This window comes from Bathymodiolus heckerae thiotrophic gill symbiont (assembly GCF_900180345.1).
Classification (GTDB): Bacteria; Pseudomonadota; Gammaproteobacteria; order PS1; family Pseudothioglobaceae; genus Thiodubiliella.
Genome location: NZ_FXLV01000035.1, coordinates 1 through 16,930 on the forward strand (window position 1 = coordinate 1; position 16,930 = coordinate 16,930).

A 16,930-nucleotide genomic window follows, 5' to 3' on the forward strand; every position below is an offset into this window, starting at 1 on the left:
AGTGGAAAATGTAGAGAGTTATATTTATTTTTACAATTACAAAAGGATTCATTCAGCTATTGGGTATTTAACCCCAGCAGAAAAGATGGCTGAATTGAAAAAAGTGGCTTGAAATGTGTCCAAGTTGATTAGATCATTACACTATCTTTGTGTCTAAGAAAGTTAGATCATTACAGTTATGGTGTGCAAGCATTATGTCAACATCTCACACAGAAATACAATCTCATTCACCAATTCATTGATGTTAACAATTTTATCTGATATAATTTCTATGATCTTATTATTTAAGTAAAAATCATTTTATGCAAAATAAATTTTCTCTTGGTATTGTTGTAATTTTATTTGGTTTATTTGGGTGTGTGGCACAAGAAACGCATAAAACTATTGCACCAGAGCGTGTTAAGCACTCCCAGCAGCCCTATAATGGTGTGCGTATAGATATTACCATTGGGCTCTTTCAAAATCGTTCTGATTATATGCGTGGTTTGTTTTCTTCTAATTCAGACAAGCTGGGAAATCAGTCAAAAACTATTCTCAAGACGCATTTACAGCAAAGCAATCGTTTTAATGTAATGGATCGTCAAAATTTAGAGGGTAATACTCAAGAAGCAGAGCGATTAAATCTTAAACAAAATATTAAAGGTGCACGCTACACGATAACTGGCAATGTTACTGAGTTTGGTCGTAAAGTGACAGGACACAAAATGTTATTTGGTATATTAGGTTCAGGAAAAAAACAAAGTGCTTACGCTAAAGTTTCTTTAAATGTTGTTGATGTCTTGACTTCTCAAATTGTTCATTCTGTGCAAGGTGCAGGCGAATACACATTAAGTAACGAAGAATTATTTGGCTTTGGTGGTAGTGCAGGTTATGATGCAACATTAAATGGGAAGGTGCTTAATTTGGCTATTATGGAGGCAGTTAACAACATAACTGATGATATACAAAATGGTACATGGCAGATTAATAAATAAGAGTCTTAACTAGTTAAGACCCATTAAATAATTATGGTTAACAAATATATAATCACATTATTGGTTAGTATGCTACTGACAAGTTGTGTTACTAACAAAAATATATATTATTGGGGCGAATATGAAAGTATTGTGCGTCAATCTTATGTAGAGCCAGGTGCAATGGATGTGCAAACTCAAATCGAAAAATTAAACACTGATTTGCAAAAAACTGAATCTGCTGGAAAGAAGGTTGCGCCAGGTGTTTATGCATATTTAGGTGTATTGTATGCTGAACAAGGAAAATATACACAATCTAGAACGGCATTATTGAAGGAAAAAACTTTATTTCCAGAAGCCAATGTATTAATTGATGGTATGCTCAATCGTGCCGATAAAAAACTAACTAATGATAAATAAATTATTTAAAAGAGCTGGATTAATAGTAATATTTGCAATGCTTGTTACTGGTTGCCAAACGATAGAGTCTTATGATTATACGGCCTTAAAAAAAAGCAAACCTCGTTCTATTGTCATTATTCCTCCGAATAATAATTCCACTGAAGTTAATGCGCCCTATCTTTATCTTTCTACATTGACTAAACCATTAGCTGAAAAAGGCTATTATGTTTTACCTGTTGCAGTCATTGATCAATTTTTAAAAGAAAATGGACTGCCAACGCCTGCAGAAATGAATAATATTCCATTAGATAAAATTGATAAACACATTGGTGCAGATGCAGTGTTGTATATCACTATCAATGAATGGGGTCAGAAATTTATGGTCATTTCTTCAGTAACTACAGTTTCAGCTGATCTTAAACTGGTTGATGTTAAAACTGGTGTAGTTTTATGGGAATCAACTGCCGTTGCGACTAGAGATTCTGGTGATGGTGGCGGCGGTCTTGCAGGGATGTTAATAAATGCAATCATTACGCAGGTTATGACCTCTTCAATTGACAGTTCTTACGAAACAGCCATGCTTGCAAACTTGATAGCTATTAACCATAAGTCAAAAGGACTGCTTGACGGTCCATATAAAATATCCACTAAATAATAATTTTAGATACAAATTTTTGCTCAAATTGTAAAACTTCTATTCTTTGAGATGAAGGTATAATAACTCTTGATTTTATTATTTTAATTTATATACGATGAATAAAAAGTTTAATGTATGCGTGGTGGGCGCAACGGGTGCGGTGGGTGAGACGATTCTTTCGATTTTAGAACAGCGGGATTTTCCGATTGATAATTTATACCCTTTGGCGAGTGCAAATTCGGCAGGTAAGAAGGTGTTTTGTCAGAGTAAGAGTTGGACGGTGCAGGACTTAAGCACTTTTGATTTTTCACAAGCGCAAATCGGGTTATTTTCAGCAGGGGGCAATATTTCTGAGAAATATGCACCGATTGCAGCTGAGGCTGGCTGTGTGGTGATTGATAATACCGCACATTTTCGTCGTGATAAAGACATTCCCCTAATTGTGCCAGAGGTTAATGCGCATGCGATTGCAGGCTATACGCAGCGTAATATTATTGCCAATCCGAATTGTTCTACCATTCAAATGTTGGTGGCACTTAAGCCGATTTATGATGCGGTGGGTATTGAACGCATTAATGTGGCAACTTATCAAGCGGTATCAGGCTCTGGAAAGGAGGCGATTAGTGAGTTAATCGAGCAAACTACTAAGTTATTAAGTGGCAATACCGAGGTTGATGTTGAGGTGTATCCAAAGCAGATTGCGTTTAATGTGGTGCCGCATATTGATGTGTTTCAGGACAACGGCTACACTAAGGAAGAGATGAAAATGGTGTGGGAGACGCAAAAGATTTTTGAAGATGATAATATTTTAGTTAATCCAACAGCGGTGCGTGTGCCAGTGATTTATGGGCATTCTGAGGCGATTAATATTGAAACCAAAACCAAAATAACCGCTGCTGAAGCCACTCAAATTTTGTCAAAAGCAAGTGGTGTAACGGTGATGGATAAGCATGAAGACGGTGGTTACGCTACGCCTTTTGTAGAGGCAACCAATCATGACGATACATTCGTGAGTCGCATTCGTGAGGACATTTCCCATGAAAAAGGCTTAAACCTATGGGTGGTTTCTGATAATATTCGCAAAGGAGCAGCATTGAATAGTATTCAGATTGCTGAGATTTTGATTAAGGAGCACTTATAAGCTGTGTCATCGCAAAACTTACCGACTAAAAGTCTTATTGTTGCGATTCTTTTGGTCATATTTTTAGGGCCAATTGGGCTGTTTTATGCAAGTGTTATTGGTGCTTTGATTATGTTGGTAATGACCGCTATTATTGGTTTTGCCACTTTTGGTTTTGGATTGTTTATTCCTTACATAATCTGTATTATATGGGCAATTATTGCTGTTAATAGTTATAATAAAAAGATAATTGAGATTGCAAAATGAAAATGATTAAAGTATCTAGAAAAACCAACGAAACTGATATTGAAGTCGGGCTGAATTTATACGGCACAGGTCAGGCGAATATTGACACAGGCGTGCCATTTCTCGACCATATGCTAGATCAAATCGCGCGTCACGGCTTGATGGATTTAAGCATTAAATGTGATGGCGATACGCAGATTGATGACCATCACAGTGTGGAAGATATCGGCATTACGCTAGGTCAGGCATTCGCCAAAGCCGTGGGCGATAAAGCAGGGTTTACCCGTTATGGACACGCTTTTGTGCCGCTGGACGAGGCGCTGTCTCGTGTGGTGTTGGATTTATCAGGTCGCCCAGGGCTGGCGCTTAATGTAAATTTCACTCGTGCGATGATTGGCTCGTTTGATGTGGATTTAATCTCGGAGTTTTTCCAAGGCTTTGTTAATCATGCTTTGATTACTTTGCACATTGATAACCTTAAAGGGGTGAATTCTCACCATCAGGCTGAGACGATTTTCAAAGCGTTTGGTAGGGCATTGCGTATGGCAGTAACACTAGATGAGCGCCAAGCAGGCGTGATTCCATCGACCAAAGGCTCACTTTAAATATTTATGCAAAGTATTGCAATTGTTGATTACGGCATGGGCAATGTTCGTAGTGTGCAAAAGGCATTAGAGCATGTTGCGCCTAATGATAAGATATTTCTTACTGATGATGTAGGGTTAATTACCGATGCAGATCGCATCGTGTTTCCGGGGCAGGGTGCGATGGGTGCGTGTATGCGAGCCTTGAATACGCACGGTTTGGTTGAAGCAATGAAGCAAGCCGCAGGCGAAAAACCTTTTTTGGGTATTTGTCTTGGACTGCAACTCTTGTTTGACCATTCTCAAGAAAATAGCGGCACAGATGGCTTGTCTATTTTTTCTGGGAATGTTGTGCATTTTCCAGAAACTGAGTTAAAAATTCCGCACATGGGTTGGAATACGGTTAAACAAACACAAACCCATCCACTTTGGCATAATATTAAAGATAATGCACGCTTTTATAGTGTGCACAGTTATTATGTTAAGCAAAATGACTCATCGGTGGTTGCTGGGTTAAGTAATTATGGCATTGATTTCACTTGCGCAGCCGCCAAAGACAATATATTTGCTGTGCAATTTCACCCTGAAAAGTCTCAGCACGATGGTTTAAAATTATTAGAAAATTTTGTTAATTGGAAGCCTTAATAATTTTTGTAATTATTCAATTCAAGAATAAGTTGAGTTTTGTCTTTTTGCCCAAACCACGCGGTTTTGCTAATTCTCCCGTAATCAAATTACCGTATTTTTACTTCTAAACAACGAATATAAGCCTGATGATTCATCGGCGTGTTGTTTTTTTGTGAGGAGAAAATCATCTCAGCAATGCAATCCATCATCCTGTGTTCTACCTCGTGCGGGTTTTTAGTTTTGTGTAGAATTTTCTGATAATAATCTTGAATGCCCGTTGGCTGATTAATGGACAATTGCTCTCTAAGTGACAAATGCAAGTTAATGTGCAGAAATGGATTAACCTCACCTTGTTCTGGAAAATAATCTGATTCAATATTGCTAATCAACTGATGATATTCAGGATGCATTTCAATTACTTGTGTGAGTTGGGTTTCTAGCAGGTCAAGTGTTTTTTTATCTAAGTATTTTTGCCAAGCGTTGGCAAGAAATTGGCGTTGTTCAGTTCTATCTTGAGTGTAAAACACTTATAAATTCTTCTCTTCGTATTCGCACAAATCAAGCAAAATACATTCTGTGCATAGAGGGGAGCGTGCCTTGCAAGTGTAGCGACCGTGCAAAATCATTAAGTGGTGTGCAGGTACACGATACTCATCAGGGATAAATTTCACCAGTTTTTTCTCTACTTCTAACACCGTTTTGCCACTGGCAATCGCTGTGCGATTAGCAACACGGTAAATATGCGTATCAACCGCAATGGTAGGGTGTCCAAATGCTGTGTTGAGAACCACATTGGCTGTTTTTCGTCCCACACCGGGCAAGGCCTCTAGTTCTTTGCGGGTTTCAGGTACTTGAGAGTCGTATTTATCAATCAAAATCCTGCAAGCCTGCACAATATGCTTGGCTTTTGAGTTGAATAGGCCGATGGTTTTGATGGTTTCTCTGACGGTATCTTCACCTAAATTAAAAATAGTCTTGGGCGTATTGGCAAGTGGGAATAATTTATCTGTTACTTTATTGACGCTTTTATCGGTCGCCTGCGCTGATAAAGTTACGGCTACTAATAATTCAAATGGGGTTGAATAGTTTAATTCTGTTGTCGGGTTAGGTATCTTTTTGAGTAACCTGTTAAACATTTCACTGCGTGTTTCGGCGTTCATTGTCTCAAATCCGTTTTTGATTGTGCGAGTATTATACCTGAGTATTAAATTAATAGCAAAATGGACTGACAACAAGTTAAGAGAATGACTCTCCATATTGTTCTAATTGCTGCCAAAGTTGTTCTTTTTGAGGATGAGATTGACGCATAGTATTAATATACTCAAAATACACATCAATAGATAAATAGCCATTTCCCCCCGTTTGAACACGATTTTGTACGGTTTCAAACCAATTTTCTTGTTCGTCTTGAGTTAAGGATTCGGGGTAATTTCTGGCTTTGAAATGTATCAGTAGTGTTGAAAGTTTGGTGTCTTTAAACTTTGGGTGAAAATCTTTCAACTGTTCAATATCCAAACTCTGTATTTGTTCGGCAATGCGTCTATCGGCGTTGTCCATAAAGCCGTCATACAGCGCTTGATCAGCGTCGGGGTTGGTTGGGCGTTGTTCATTTTTTCGATACAAATCCTGTGCAATCTTGCCAATTGTCACTTGATTGTCTTTAATAAACGCCAATCTTTGCAGGCAAGTATCCATATCAATCTGCAATTGCTCAACAATCTTAGGATCAAGTCTATAAACATTAGGCACAAACATTGGACTTTTATTGAAAATAATCTCTTTAATTTGCAATCTTTCCACTCCCTTTGGTAATTCAGATTGCTTGGTAAACATCAACTTCTTCAATTCATCTGCCTCCAGCGTCAACAAAACAGCAGGGTCTTGATCTAGATTAAACACAATCGCCCTATCGCTATATTCTGGATGATACGCCAGCGCAACAGCAAGCCGTGTACAAGAAAGCGTGGCAGGATACATTCCTGAAGTATGCAATATCGGCTCAAACAGTTTAATTTTCCCCTCAACCGCTTTCTTTTGCCTCAGGCTAAAAGCATATTCAAATAACTGTGGCTGTGTGTCTTTAATAATTTTCGCAATAGCAATAGTGGCACGAACATCCGCTAAAGCATCGTGCGCATCGGCATGCTCAATGCCATTAGCAAGCGACAGTTGGTCAAGTTTAAAAATGGGTTTGCCATCTTCATCATGCACCCACTTGAGGCTAGTGTCTTTTTTAAGTGCATAGCACAGTCGCACCACATCGAGAATATCCCAACGAGTATTGTCATTTTTCCAATGCCAAGCATACGGGTCGATAAAGTTGCGATACAGTGAATAACGAGTAAATTCATCATCAAAACGAATTGAATTATAGCCAACAATACAAGTATTTGGCACTGAAAATTGAGCGTGAATTTTTTTGATAAATTTGTGCTCAATCATGCCTTTTTCTTCGCAAAGTTGCGGGCTTATGCCCGTTACTGCACAAGCCTGTGGAGACGGCAGGCAATCACCAGTTGGCTTGCAATAAAACATATGCTCATTCAAAATATTAAGATACTCGTCTGTGCGAATACCAGCAAATTGCGAGATTCTGTCTGTTTTTGGGCTGATGCCAAAAGTCTCGTAGTCATACCAATAAAATGTTTTCATAAGCTCATTTTAATGAATTTTACATACAAAAAACCCAGCAATTAAGCTGGGTTTTTAATACACAAAAACTAAGTGTTATTGTGGGTGTACATTCACTGCTTGAGGGCCTTTATCGCCATCTTCTAAGTCAAATTCTACTGTTTGACCTTCGTCTAATGATTTGTAGCCATCGCCTTGAATGGCACGGAAGTGAACGAATACATCATCGCCACTTTCTTGCTCAATAAAACCAAATCCTTTTTTTGCGTCAAACCATTTGACTGTTCCTGTTGTAGACATAATGTCTCCTATAAATTATAAAAAAATACCGAAAAAAACCACTACTTTTATAACTTAGGGTTGATGTTTGACATCAATACATAACAATAAACAGCAGCTGTATTCTTACCAGCAGGAAGAATTTTAGCACATATTTTTTGTTAAGGTTGGCATTCATTAAAAATAAGTGCTTGGCAGGTGGCACAAGTTTGTGGCTCTAGTTGTCGGTAAATGTGGGCAATGGCTTGTGATTTTGAGTCAAAAAAGTGTGATCTGCCGATTTGTTGAATGAAGTGCGCTTTGGCGGCAAACTCGTAAACGGAGGCTTTAAGCCCGACAAAATATAAACCACCACCGTTTTTTATGAGGCGATTGTTTTCTGAGATAAGTGCGCCTGTGCCTGCGAGGTCAATAAAATTAATGCCGCTGGCAACAATCAAGATATGGTTAATGCGTTCATTTTCTACAATGGCAGTAATGCGTTTTTGAATGTGGCTAATCGAGCCAAAATAAACCAACATATCAATGCGAATAATCTTGAGTTGAGGGCATTGTTTGATGGGCTTTTTGTTAATGTTAATGAATTTCTTTTTGCCATTTTCTTGGGTGTTGTCTAGCGATAAGGTGGGAATGGCAGGGGTAGAGGTCTTACTCAGGAACAAAACCAATGAGAGCAAAACGCCCAAGTAAATAGCAAATTCTAGCTCAAGAAATAGGGTGGCTAGGAAAGTGGTAATTAAGATAGCAGATTCCTCTATGCTAAAACTTAGGGTTTTGCGAATGTGATGAAAATCAATGAGATTGTAAGCGACCACAAGGATAACGCCCGCCATAGCGGCAATGGGTAAATAAGCGGTTAATGGTGCAATGAGCAGTACAATTATCATTAATATAACGGCAGAGAAAATGGCGGATAAGGGGGTTTTTGCACCTGATTCAAAATTCAACCCTGAGCGGGTAAATGAGCCAGATCCTGCATAACTTGACATAAAACTACCAAATAGATTTGACACACCTTGGCCGATAAACTCTTGATTGGTATTAATGCGTTGACCAGATTTTGTGGCAATAGAGCGACTGATTGAGACTGCCTCAATTAAGCCGAGTAAGGCGACAGCAAACGCCTCAGGTGCGAGCATTTTAATGGTAGTAAATGAAAAATTTGGCATAGATAAGGGTGGCAAATGTGCGGGGATTTCGCCTACTAATTTGATTTGTGTGGTGAAATCTTTGAAATATAAGGCGAGCAGACTGCCGACAACCATACCCAGTGAGACCTTTGCATAAATATGAATAATCATCAAAAATCCACTTTTCACCCGCTTGGCGATTTTTTAAACCCAGCCTTAGCCCTGCTAGGACAAGGTTTAATAAAATCACCAATCTGGCAAAAATTGAATTTTGCTAATCATCCCTATTTATGCAAAGGTCTCCCAGTAATAAATTAGGCAGTTTTGGAAAGAGTTTTTTGGTTAAAACAGCGGTAATTAAGGTTGCCAAGGCAATTACAATCAGATAAATATTCGCCTCCCCAGCACCTTGGTATAAATCTATTAAAGTGTGGATGAACGATTCGCCTTTAGGGACAAAAATACCTGTGATGTGTTTTAACTGGCTGCTGGCAATTAAAATAGCCGCACCTGCGGTAAAGCCGATAACGACTGTGTGAGAGACAAAATTAACCATTGCGCCTAAGCGATCCAAGCCAAATACCAGCTGGTAAACGCCAGCAAGAAAAGTGAGTGTCAGCGTTAGAGAGATAAATTCTGCACTGCCTGCCTCGGCGTGATGACTAATGGCAGAAAAAACCACAATGGAAATAGCTGTGGTTGGACCTGAGACCAAATGCAATGATGAACCGAACAATGCTGCAAGAATGGGCGTAACCATTGCAGTGTATAGCCCGTATTCAGGGGGTAAGCCAGCGATAGTGGCAAATGCTACGCCCTGAGGCAAGACGATGACAGCGCCTGTTAATCCTGCAATAAAATCTGTTTTAAGGGATTCTTTTCTGTTTTAAGGGATTCTTTGTTAACAACCTTAAGCCAAACTAAAAAAGGCAAAAAGTGTGAAAACCTCATTGTGTTTTTAAAATCTTAGCGTGAGCGTGAAAATTTGGGTTTTTTGCCACGCCTGTTATTTCTATCATCATCTCGTTTGCGATTTTTTGAAAACTTTTTGCGTCCAAAGTTGCGTTTTCCAATGCCTGATTTTGCACCACCCGTTATTGCTTTGTTGTTTTTTTCAGTGAGTTGTGCCATATTTAAGCGTTTGCCACAAACAACAATTTTTTGTAGCATTTCCAGCACCTCGCTGGGCATTTCATTAGGCAAATCAATGGTTGAAAAATTATCAAAAATCTGGATTGCGCCGATGTATTCGCTGTCTATTTCTGCTTCGTTTGCGACTGCGCCTAGGATATTGCCTGGTTTTACGCCGTTGTTATTGCCCACATCAATACGATAGCGGTGCATTGGGATTTGCGGGTGATTTTTTAACGGAGTGGCTTCAGGAGAGATGGTTTTTTCTTCACCTTGCGTTTGCTCTCTGCCAAAACTTTGCATCTTATCCGAGATTAGTAATGGCTCGCTACCTTGGGCGATAAATGCCAAAGCAGAAGAAATTTTGGAGACTTCAATGTCTGGATTTTCTGTTTGAAATTCGCTAACCAATTTTTCAAACACCGTCAAATCTTGGTTGCTGATGATTTGCACTATATTTTGCTTGAAAGTTTCAATGCGTTTGGCGTTGATAATTTTTGCCGTGGGCAATTCAAGTGGGTCAATTTTCTGACGAGTAACGCGTTCAATAGTGTTGAGCATACGCCTTTCACGGTTTGATATGAATAAAATTGCCTCGCCTTTGCGACCCGCACGACCCGTTCTGCCAATGCGATGTACATAAGACTCAGCGTCTTGTGGAATATCGTAATTGACCACATGCGAGATGCGCTCCACATCCAAACCACGGGCAGCAACATCGGTGGCAATTAAGATATCAATTTTACCTTTTTTGTAATTATTGATAATGCGTTCTCGTTGATTTTGCTGAATATCGCCGTTGATGGCCTCTGCCGAAAACCCTCGTGCAGAGAGTTTTTCTGCCAGTTCAACCGTGAGTGTTTTGGTTCTAACAAAGATAATCATTGCATCAAACGAAGTTACTTCAAGGATGCGGGTTAGTGCTTCTAGTTTTTGTGACAAGCCACCAACCATGCAATATTTTTGGGTAATCGTGGTGGCAGTTTCGGTTTTGGTTTTTATCTTGACAATTTTTGGCTGGCTAAGAAATTTTTCTGCTACTTTTTTAATGACAGATGGCATGGTGGCTGAGAATAGCGCAATTTGTCGTTGTTCAGGAATGTGCTCCATTACCCATTTAATATCATCAATAAAGCCCATTTTTAGCATTTCATCCGCCTCATCTAAGACAAAAGACTTAAGATTATCTAGCTTTAAAGTGCCTTTCTTAATGTGATCCATTACCCGACCCGGTGTACCAACCACGGCATGTACGCCTCGTTTTAGCGGACGCAGTTGAATATCGTAAGATTGCCCGCCATAAATGGGCAACACATGAAAGCCTTTCATGCCTCGTGCATAGGTTTGCACCGCTTCTGATACTTGAATTGCCAGCTCACGAGTGGGTGTTAAGATTAATAATTGTGGCGCATTAATGTTTAGATCAATTTTGTCAAGCAATGGCAGAGCAAAAGCCGCTGTTTTACCTGTGCCTGTTTGCGCTTGGCCAATCACATCTTTGCCATCTAGCAGGTGGCGGATACATTCTTGTTGAATAGGCGATGGGGTTTCGTAGCCGAGGGTGACCAGAACTGTTAAAATTGAATCAGACAACCCTAAATCGCTAAATTTGGCTTGTGGTTCGTTACTTGATTGATTGTCAGGCATAGGTTTATGGAGTAGGCAAAGAGCGCAATTATACCTATATTAGAGACCTTTGCATAAATATGAATAATCATCAAAAATCCACTTTTCACCCGCTTGGCGATTTTTTAAACCCAGCCTTAGCCCTGCTAGGACAAGGTTTAATAAAATCACCAATCTGGCAAAAATTGAATTTTGCTAATCATCCCTATTTATGCAAAGGTCTCTATTATTTTTTTATTATATAATTTTTTTTTATTGAAAAATCGTTTTTTTATTGTATACTTATTGTAGTTCAACCATAAAAAAGCAAGGTTATTATGATTCAAACAACTATTGAGCGCTTAGCGCACTCCGAATATTCACCTGCCAAATTATTTTTTGGTTTTTCAATTTGGCTTATTTTTATTCCACCTATAAGCGCCTTTTATGGTATGCACTATTATGGCTGGTCGCTGGGCATATCAGACCCGATTCGCCTAAGTTTAACGCAATCAATTGCCATTGCTATTTTTTATTTCTTGGCACTTGTTATCGGTTTTTTTGTTACTGCGCTGACTATTAAATGGATGTCTGCTGTGTATGCGCCCAAGGCCACTTTAAAAGACGCTTTTGCCGTGGTTACTGTGGTTACAACGCCGATTATGTTAGGCGGTATAGCGCACTTATATCCTTCTCTTTTATTTCATGTGATTGTGCTTTCTCCAATTTTTGCATTAAGTGGTTATTTGTTATTTGTCTCTATCCCCGTGTTATTAAAAACGGATTATGATCGAGGCATCTTTATGGGTTGCTCGCTGTTTGGTTTTATATCAACTGCTGGCATTTCTTTGTTAGGCATTAGTGCCATTGCTTGGGTGCACGGTATCGGCCCTAATTTAGGAGTTTAATTTTATGGACAAGAATTCTTACTACACAGATTCTGCCACTGTTTTTTTATTGTTTTGCACAATGATTTGGGCAATTATTGGTATGAGTGCTGGTGCTTATCTGGCAGCCGAATTGGTGATGCCGTGGCTGAATTTTGACATTGCAGAAATTACCTTTGGGCGTTTGCGTCCGTTTCATACCAATGCCGTTATTTTCGGTTTTGGTGGTTCGGCCTTAATTGCCACTGCATTTTATAGTGTGCAACGCACCTGTCATGTGCGCTTGTTCTCACCAAATCTAGCATGGATTGTGGCAATTGGCTGGCAAATTGGCGTGGCAGTTGGTGTAGCAAGTTTACTTATGGGTTATACCAGTACTAAGGAGTACGCTGAGTTTGAATGGCCAGTTGATATCGCAGTTGCTATTGTTTGGGTGAGTTTTGGTGTTGTGTTTTTTGGTACACTTGCTACTAGAAAAATCCGTCCAATTTATGTTTCTAATTGGTTTTATGGCGCGTTAATCATTGTAATAACAATGCTACATATTGTTAATAATTTAGCAATACCTTATAGTTGGATGCAGGCTTATCCAGTTTATGAAGGTGCGCAAGATGCAATCGTGCAGTGGTGGTATGGGCATAATGCAGTTGGTTTTTTCTTAACAGCAGGTTTTTTAGGTATGTTTTATTACACACTACCAAAGCAAGCAGGTAGACCTGTTTGGAGTTATCGTCTTTCAGTGATTGCTTTTTGGGCGTTTGTTTATACTTATATTTGGGTGGGACCACATCACCTGCATTACACTTCTATTCCTGATTGGTTAATGACAGTGGCAATGGTGATGAGTGTTATTTTAATCCTACCTTCTTGGGCAACGATGTTGAATGCGGTAATGACCATGAGTGGTGCTTGGGACAAATTACGCACCGACCCAGGTATGAAGTTTGTGGTAGTGTCAATGATTTTTTATGCCTTGTCTACTTTTGAGGGTCCAATGTTGGCGATTAAGAGTGTGAATGTTATTAGTCATTACACTGATTGGACGGTGGGGCATGTGCACTCAGGTGCTTTAGGCTGGAATGCCTTTGTTACCTTTGGTACGGTTTACTTTTTAGTGCCTAAGTTGCTGGGCACATCGGAGTTATATAGTAAGCGTTTGGCAAATATACATTTTTGGTTGGCGTTGATGGGCGTGTTAATTTACATTGTAGCGTTGTGGGCATCAGGTGTAGCACAAGGCATTATGAACTTATCAATTGATGATTATGGGCAATTGAATTATAGTTTTGTTGATATTATGTTGGTAACTATTCCTTATCATTGGATGCGTTTGACAGGCGGCTTGATGTTCTTATCAGGTGCGTTATTGATGACTTATAATTTGTATCGAACTTATGCTGCAAGCAAGTGTAATTTACCCGTTTTGGTGAAAATACCAAAAGTTCACCCAGGCAACGAAATTTAGGAGAGTTTAGATGTTAAAACTACATAGAACTATTGAAAGTAATTCAGCACTGTTGATATTTGGTATTTTGATTGTCTCCTCGATTGGTGGCTTTGTACAAATCGTACCAAATTTGTTTGACGAGTCCTTGCATAAAGGTACGGAGAATGTTAAACCTTATAGCGCTTTACAATTAACGGGTAGGGATATTTATATTCGTGAAGGGTGTGTGGGTTGTCATTCGCAACAGATTAGACCTTTGGTGGCAGAAGTGATGCGTTATGGCGAAGCTTCTGTATCAGGTGAACATATTTATGATCGTCCATTTTTGTGGGGCTCAAAGCGTACTGGACCTGACTTAGCAAGACTGGGTGGCAAGTATAGTGACAAATGGCACAAATTGCATTTGAACGACCCTCGTTCAGTGGTACCTCAGTCAATTATGCCTGCTTATCCTTGGTTGGCTAAAAACAAAGTGAGTACAAAGGACATTACTGCTAAGTTAGAATTACTTCAGTGGTATGGACACCCTTACACTGACGCAGAAATTAAACAAGCAAAGCAAGCGATTAGCGGCAAGACAGAGTTAGATGCAGTGATTGCTTATTTACAAGTGCTGGGGACTTTTCGCTAATGTGGCAGTTTGTTCTAATTGGAGATATGATAGTCATGGGGTTTATGATTGCCTTGATTATGTGGATGTCGATGAAACAAAGTAAGGAAGCGCAAGATTATTGTATGAATATTCCCTTATTTGATGAGGAAGAAGTAACAGGAGAGAAACATGGCTGATTTACCCTTTTTTTGGCAGAGCGTTGTCGTTATACTGACCGCTGGCGGACTGATTTATTTATTAACTTTAGGCATTAGTATCTATTTTAGTAGAGTATCAGATGTTCATGATGTAAGCTGGGATGAGACCTTGGAAGAGGGTATTAATCCAGCCCCAGCATGGTGGTTTTGGCTGGGTATTGGTTCTGCAATTTTTGCGATTTTTTATATGATTTTTTACCCAAGTTTTGGTAATTATAAAGGTTTGCTTGGCTCAACCATTGCGCAAGAATATATTGAGCATAAGGCAAATTTTGATGATGAATATTACAAAGAGCTTTCTACCTTAGAACAAACAGATATGAGAGCTTTACAAGCCAATCCTGAGGCAATGCATTTAGCAAGTAACACCTTTGCGCAGTATTGTGCCTCTTGTCATGGTGCAGATGCCTCAGGTCAAGGCGAATTTCCAAATTTAGTTGATGAAGAGTGGTTCTGGGGCGGTAAGCCTGAGCAGATTATTCAAACTATTACTCATGGTAGAAAGGCAGTGATGCCAGCTTGGGGCGTACCGTTGGGTGATGAAGGTGTCAACAATGTGGCAAATTATGTCAAAAGCATTTCTGATAATACTTACAATGAGAAGACACACGCCGCCGGTAAAGAAAAATACAAACAATTTTGTGTTGCTTGCCATGGTATTAATTTACAAGGCAATCCAGTATTCGGTGCACCTAATTTGGGTGATGGTGTTTGGATTTATGGCAGTGATTTAGAGTCAATTAAACAATCAATTGCCTCTGGCAGAAAAGGGGTAATGCCAGCACATAAAGACAGACTTACGCCGCTACAAATAAAATTATTAGTGGCTTGGTTAAAGCGTAATAAGTAAATTCACTTAATGATTAATACCCTTGTCTTATAAGGCAGTATTAAGAAAGCTATAAGTTTTATTTTTTAGGGAAATGCACATGAAATTTATAAAAATATCTCTGTTGGGTTTATTGCCCTTTGCGTGTGCTTTAGTTAATCCAGCATTCGCCAAGACTGATGCTTTTGAGCAAGACTCAAAAAGCTGGTAATAACCTATATATGCTAACGGGCAAGGGTGGCAATATTGGTCTGTGTTGGGGTTGATAGCGTGTTTATGATTGATGATTAGTTTGCGCCCTTAAGCAAGAAAATTTAAGCCGCTATTGCCAAAATTACAAGCCAGCCGATTAAATTTGTGATTAACACACACTGGCATTTTGATCATACAGGTGGCAATGAAAACATGGGTAAAGCAGATGTGATCATTGTGGCGCACGATCAAGTTCGCGAGCGTATGAGTCATGATAATTTTATTAAGGCTTTTAATAAGAAAGTACCTACTTCTCCTAAAGTAGCCTTACCAGTTATTACCTTTAATGATGAGGTTACTTTTCATTTAAACAACCAAGAAATACAAGTAATCCACCAAGACAATTCGCATACCGATGGCGATAGCATTGTTTTCTTTAAAACTGCAAATGTTGTGCATATGGGGGAGCTTCATGCTGTCCCCATTATTTTCTTTTTGCGATAGTCCAATATATCCACGAATGAATTATTCCAAAAAAAGAAAATAGTGGGTAATTTATAATACCAAATACTATATAGAACAAATCTATAGTTAATGCAGTTAATGCGCCTATAAGCATCATGTTTTTAATATTAAAATTATTATTTCTGTTTAGCAAGATATGGGTTGGCACAGCGAATAGGATTGTAAAAACAAGGATTACTGCAAATGACGGAATAAAAACAGGTAGCATCATACTGATAAAAGGCTCAATATCAATATTCGCATCATATGTCCCAAATACAAACAAGGGAGTTGTTATAATACTTGACAGTAAAGAACTTAAAATACTAGTTTTTATAAAGAATACTATATTATTCATTGTAGATTATATGAATCGCAACCATTGCAAATAATATCATTAGTAAAAGGTAAATTTCCGCCATAAAATCCAGACCAAGGGGTTCTGTCAAATGTATTGTTGTGCCAACTATTAATTTGATCAATACTCAAAACCCCTCTTCTATTGTTTGTATTAATGTTAGCATAATCCCTGTCTATCCAGCTAATATAATCTTGCATAAGATTTATTCCTAATTGTTCGTTGTTTATTGGCGATAAAATATTAGCACTTATGCCACGAATTCCTCTATTAGCAACTACATCTAAAGCCGTCGATGCAAATGGATCTCCTTGTGAGTTTCTAACATGCCAAAAAGTAATTCTTGCCATTGGTGTTTTTTGTTGACTTAACTTTCTTTGATAATCGGTAATAGGCATACTTTTCTTTGAGTTGCTTCCAGCGTGCATCGACTCATTAAACAAATACCTAAACGCCCCAGTCTGTGCCCCATTAGCAAACTTACCCCCACCGATAACTGAGACTGTACCCCCAACTACCGCATCTGTAATGGTATTGGCAACAAGCTCGCTAGTATTA

The 16,930-nt window shown here is 38.9% G+C and carries 24 protein-coding genes and 1 pseudogene; 16 read left to right on the plus strand and 9 right to left on the minus strand.

What is annotated here, in order from left to right; all coding sequences use genetic code 11:
• Position 1 precedes the first annotated feature (1 nt).
• From CRYPD_RS05285 to hisH, 8 genes are all read left to right on the plus strand, one after another.
• Complete coding sequence (locus CRYPD_RS05285) at positions 2-112, plus strand: IS3 family transposase (RefSeq protein ID WP_138145522.1); 111 nt, start codon at positions 2-4, stop codon at positions 110-112.
• Positions 113-302: 190 nt separating this feature from the next.
• A complete protein-coding gene (locus CRYPD_RS05290; protein ID WP_138146558.1) occupies positions 303-974 on the plus strand; it encodes a CsgG/HfaB family protein in 672 nt (223 codons plus the stop codon).
• Between the two features lie 69 nt (positions 975-1,043).
• On the plus strand, positions 1,044-1,373 hold the full coding sequence (locus tag CRYPD_RS05295; RefSeq protein ID WP_171004338.1) for a DUF4810 domain-containing protein: 330 nt from the start codon (positions 1,044-1,046) through the stop codon (positions 1,371-1,373).
• A complete protein-coding gene (locus CRYPD_RS05300) occupies positions 1,363-2,010 on the plus strand; it encodes a DUF799 domain-containing protein (RefSeq protein ID WP_138146560.1) in 648 nt (215 codons plus the stop codon). Before CRYPD_RS05295 ends, CRYPD_RS05300 begins: the two co-directional genes overlap by 11 nt.
• A gap of 97 nt (positions 2,011-2,107) precedes the next feature.
• Positions 2,108-3,133, plus strand: coding sequence for an aspartate-semialdehyde dehydrogenase (locus CRYPD_RS05305; RefSeq protein WP_138146561.1), 1,026 nt, complete (start codon positions 2,108-2,110; stop codon positions 3,131-3,133).
• 3 nt (positions 3,134-3,136) lie between these two features.
• Positions 3,137-3,379 carry a hypothetical protein gene (locus CRYPD_RS05310; protein ID WP_138146562.1) on the plus strand — a complete coding sequence of 81 codons (243 nt, stop codon included), beginning with the start codon at positions 3,137-3,139 and terminating at the stop codon, positions 3,377-3,379.
• A gap of 2 nt (positions 3,380-3,381) precedes the next feature.
• Positions 3,382-3,963, plus strand: a complete 582-nt coding sequence (gene hisB, locus CRYPD_RS05315) for an imidazoleglycerol-phosphate dehydratase HisB (RefSeq protein WP_138146563.1) — start codon at positions 3,382-3,384, stop codon at positions 3,961-3,963.
• A 6-nt stretch (positions 3,964-3,969) separates the two neighbouring features.
• Complete coding sequence (hisH, locus tag CRYPD_RS05320) at positions 3,970-4,587, plus strand: imidazole glycerol phosphate synthase subunit HisH (RefSeq protein WP_138146564.1); 618 nt, start codon at positions 3,970-3,972, stop codon at positions 4,585-4,587.
• An 89-nt stretch (positions 4,588-4,676) separates the two neighbouring features.
• Here the strand turns inward: hisH and CRYPD_RS05325 are convergent, their stop codons facing one another.
• The 5 genes from CRYPD_RS05325 to CRYPD_RS05345 form a co-directional block, all read right to left on the minus strand.
• Positions 4,677-5,096 carry a DUF1841 family protein gene (locus CRYPD_RS05325; protein ID WP_138146565.1) on the minus strand — a complete coding sequence of 140 codons (420 nt, stop codon included), beginning with the start codon at positions 5,094-5,096 and terminating at the stop codon, positions 4,677-4,679.
• Positions 5,097-5,729: an endonuclease III gene (gene nth / locus CRYPD_RS05330; protein ID WP_138146566.1), complete on the minus strand. Its 633-nt coding sequence runs from the start codon at positions 5,727-5,729 to the stop codon at positions 5,097-5,099.
• A gap of 76 nt (positions 5,730-5,805) precedes the next feature.
• Positions 5,806-7,221, minus strand: a complete 1,416-nt coding sequence (gene sbcB / locus CRYPD_RS05335; RefSeq protein WP_138146567.1) for an exodeoxyribonuclease I — start codon at positions 7,219-7,221, stop codon at positions 5,806-5,808.
• A 75-nt stretch (positions 7,222-7,296) separates the two neighbouring features.
• On the minus strand, positions 7,297-7,500 hold the full coding sequence (locus tag CRYPD_RS05340) for a cold-shock protein (RefSeq protein ID WP_138146568.1): 204 nt from the start codon (positions 7,498-7,500) through the stop codon (positions 7,297-7,299).
• A 140-nt stretch (positions 7,501-7,640) separates the two neighbouring features.
• Positions 7,641-8,780, minus strand: a complete 1,140-nt coding sequence (locus tag CRYPD_RS05345) for a SulP family inorganic anion transporter (protein ID WP_138146569.1) — start codon at positions 8,778-8,780, stop codon at positions 7,641-7,643.
• Between CRYPD_RS05345 and CRYPD_RS08020 the strand changes: the two genes are divergently transcribed.
• Positions 8,769-8,927, plus strand: a complete 159-nt coding sequence (locus tag CRYPD_RS08020) for a hypothetical protein (RefSeq protein ID WP_171004339.1) — start codon at positions 8,769-8,771, stop codon at positions 8,925-8,927. The two genes, CRYPD_RS05345 and CRYPD_RS08020, sit on opposite strands and share 12 nt — an antisense overlap.
• Here CRYPD_RS08020 and CRYPD_RS05350 read toward each other — a convergent pair.
• Both CRYPD_RS05350 and CRYPD_RS05355 read right to left on the minus strand, forming a co-directional pair.
• A pseudogene (locus CRYPD_RS05350) lies at positions 8,911-9,560 on the minus strand (SulP family inorganic anion transporter); the annotation flags it as partial. The gene CRYPD_RS08020 and the pseudogene CRYPD_RS05350 sit on opposite strands and share 17 nt — an antisense overlap.
• 15 nt (positions 9,561-9,575) lie before the next feature.
• On the minus strand, positions 9,576-11,387 hold the full coding sequence (locus tag CRYPD_RS05355; protein WP_138146571.1) for a DEAD/DEAH box helicase: 1,812 nt from the start codon (positions 11,385-11,387) through the stop codon (positions 9,576-9,578).
• Between the two features lie 59 nt (positions 11,388-11,446).
• Between CRYPD_RS05355 and CRYPD_RS08025 the strand changes: the two genes are divergently transcribed.
• The 7 genes from CRYPD_RS08025 (at position 11,447) to CRYPD_RS05380 (ending at position 16,014) form a co-directional block, all read left to right on the plus strand.
• On the plus strand, positions 11,447-11,611 hold the full coding sequence (locus CRYPD_RS08025; protein WP_171004340.1) for a hypothetical protein: 165 nt from the start codon (positions 11,447-11,449) through the stop codon (positions 11,609-11,611).
• A gap of 72 nt (positions 11,612-11,683) precedes the next feature.
• Positions 11,684-12,253: a Yip1 family protein gene (locus tag CRYPD_RS05360; protein WP_138146572.1), complete on the plus strand. Its 570-nt coding sequence runs from the start codon at positions 11,684-11,686 to the stop codon at positions 12,251-12,253.
• A 4-nt stretch (positions 12,254-12,257) separates the two neighbouring features.
• Entirely contained in the window at positions 12,258-13,697 is a 1,440-nt protein-coding gene (gene ccoN / locus CRYPD_RS05365) for a cytochrome-c oxidase, cbb3-type subunit I (RefSeq protein WP_138146573.1), read from the plus strand.
• 10 nt (positions 13,698-13,707) lie between these two features.
• Entirely contained in the window at positions 13,708-14,310 is a 603-nt protein-coding gene (ccoO, locus tag CRYPD_RS05370) for a cytochrome-c oxidase, cbb3-type subunit II (protein ID WP_138146574.1), read from the plus strand.
• Between the two features lie 26 nt (positions 14,311-14,336).
• Positions 14,337-14,468, plus strand: coding sequence for a hypothetical protein (locus CRYPD_RS08360; protein ID WP_280178673.1), 132 nt, complete (start codon positions 14,337-14,339; stop codon positions 14,466-14,468).
• Positions 14,461-15,339, plus strand: a complete 879-nt coding sequence (gene ccoP, locus CRYPD_RS05375) for a cytochrome-c oxidase, cbb3-type subunit III (RefSeq protein ID WP_138146575.1) — start codon at positions 14,461-14,463, stop codon at positions 15,337-15,339. The genes CRYPD_RS08360 and ccoP overlap by 8 nt, the downstream gene beginning before the upstream one ends.
• Before the next feature lie 336 nt (positions 15,340-15,675).
• Complete coding sequence (locus tag CRYPD_RS05380) at positions 15,676-16,014, plus strand: MBL fold metallo-hydrolase (protein WP_171004341.1); 339 nt, start codon at positions 15,676-15,678, stop codon at positions 16,012-16,014.
• Here the strand turns inward: CRYPD_RS05380 and CRYPD_RS05385 are convergent.
• Entirely contained in the window at positions 15,995-16,372 is a 378-nt protein-coding gene (locus CRYPD_RS05385) for a hypothetical protein (RefSeq protein WP_138146577.1), read from the minus strand. The genes CRYPD_RS05380 and CRYPD_RS05385 overlap by 20 nt on opposite strands.
• On the minus strand, positions 16,369-16,930 hold a 562-nt coding region (locus tag CRYPD_RS08030), incomplete at its 5' end, for a hypothetical protein (RefSeq protein WP_171004342.1). The genes CRYPD_RS05385 and CRYPD_RS08030, both read right to left, overlap by 4 nt.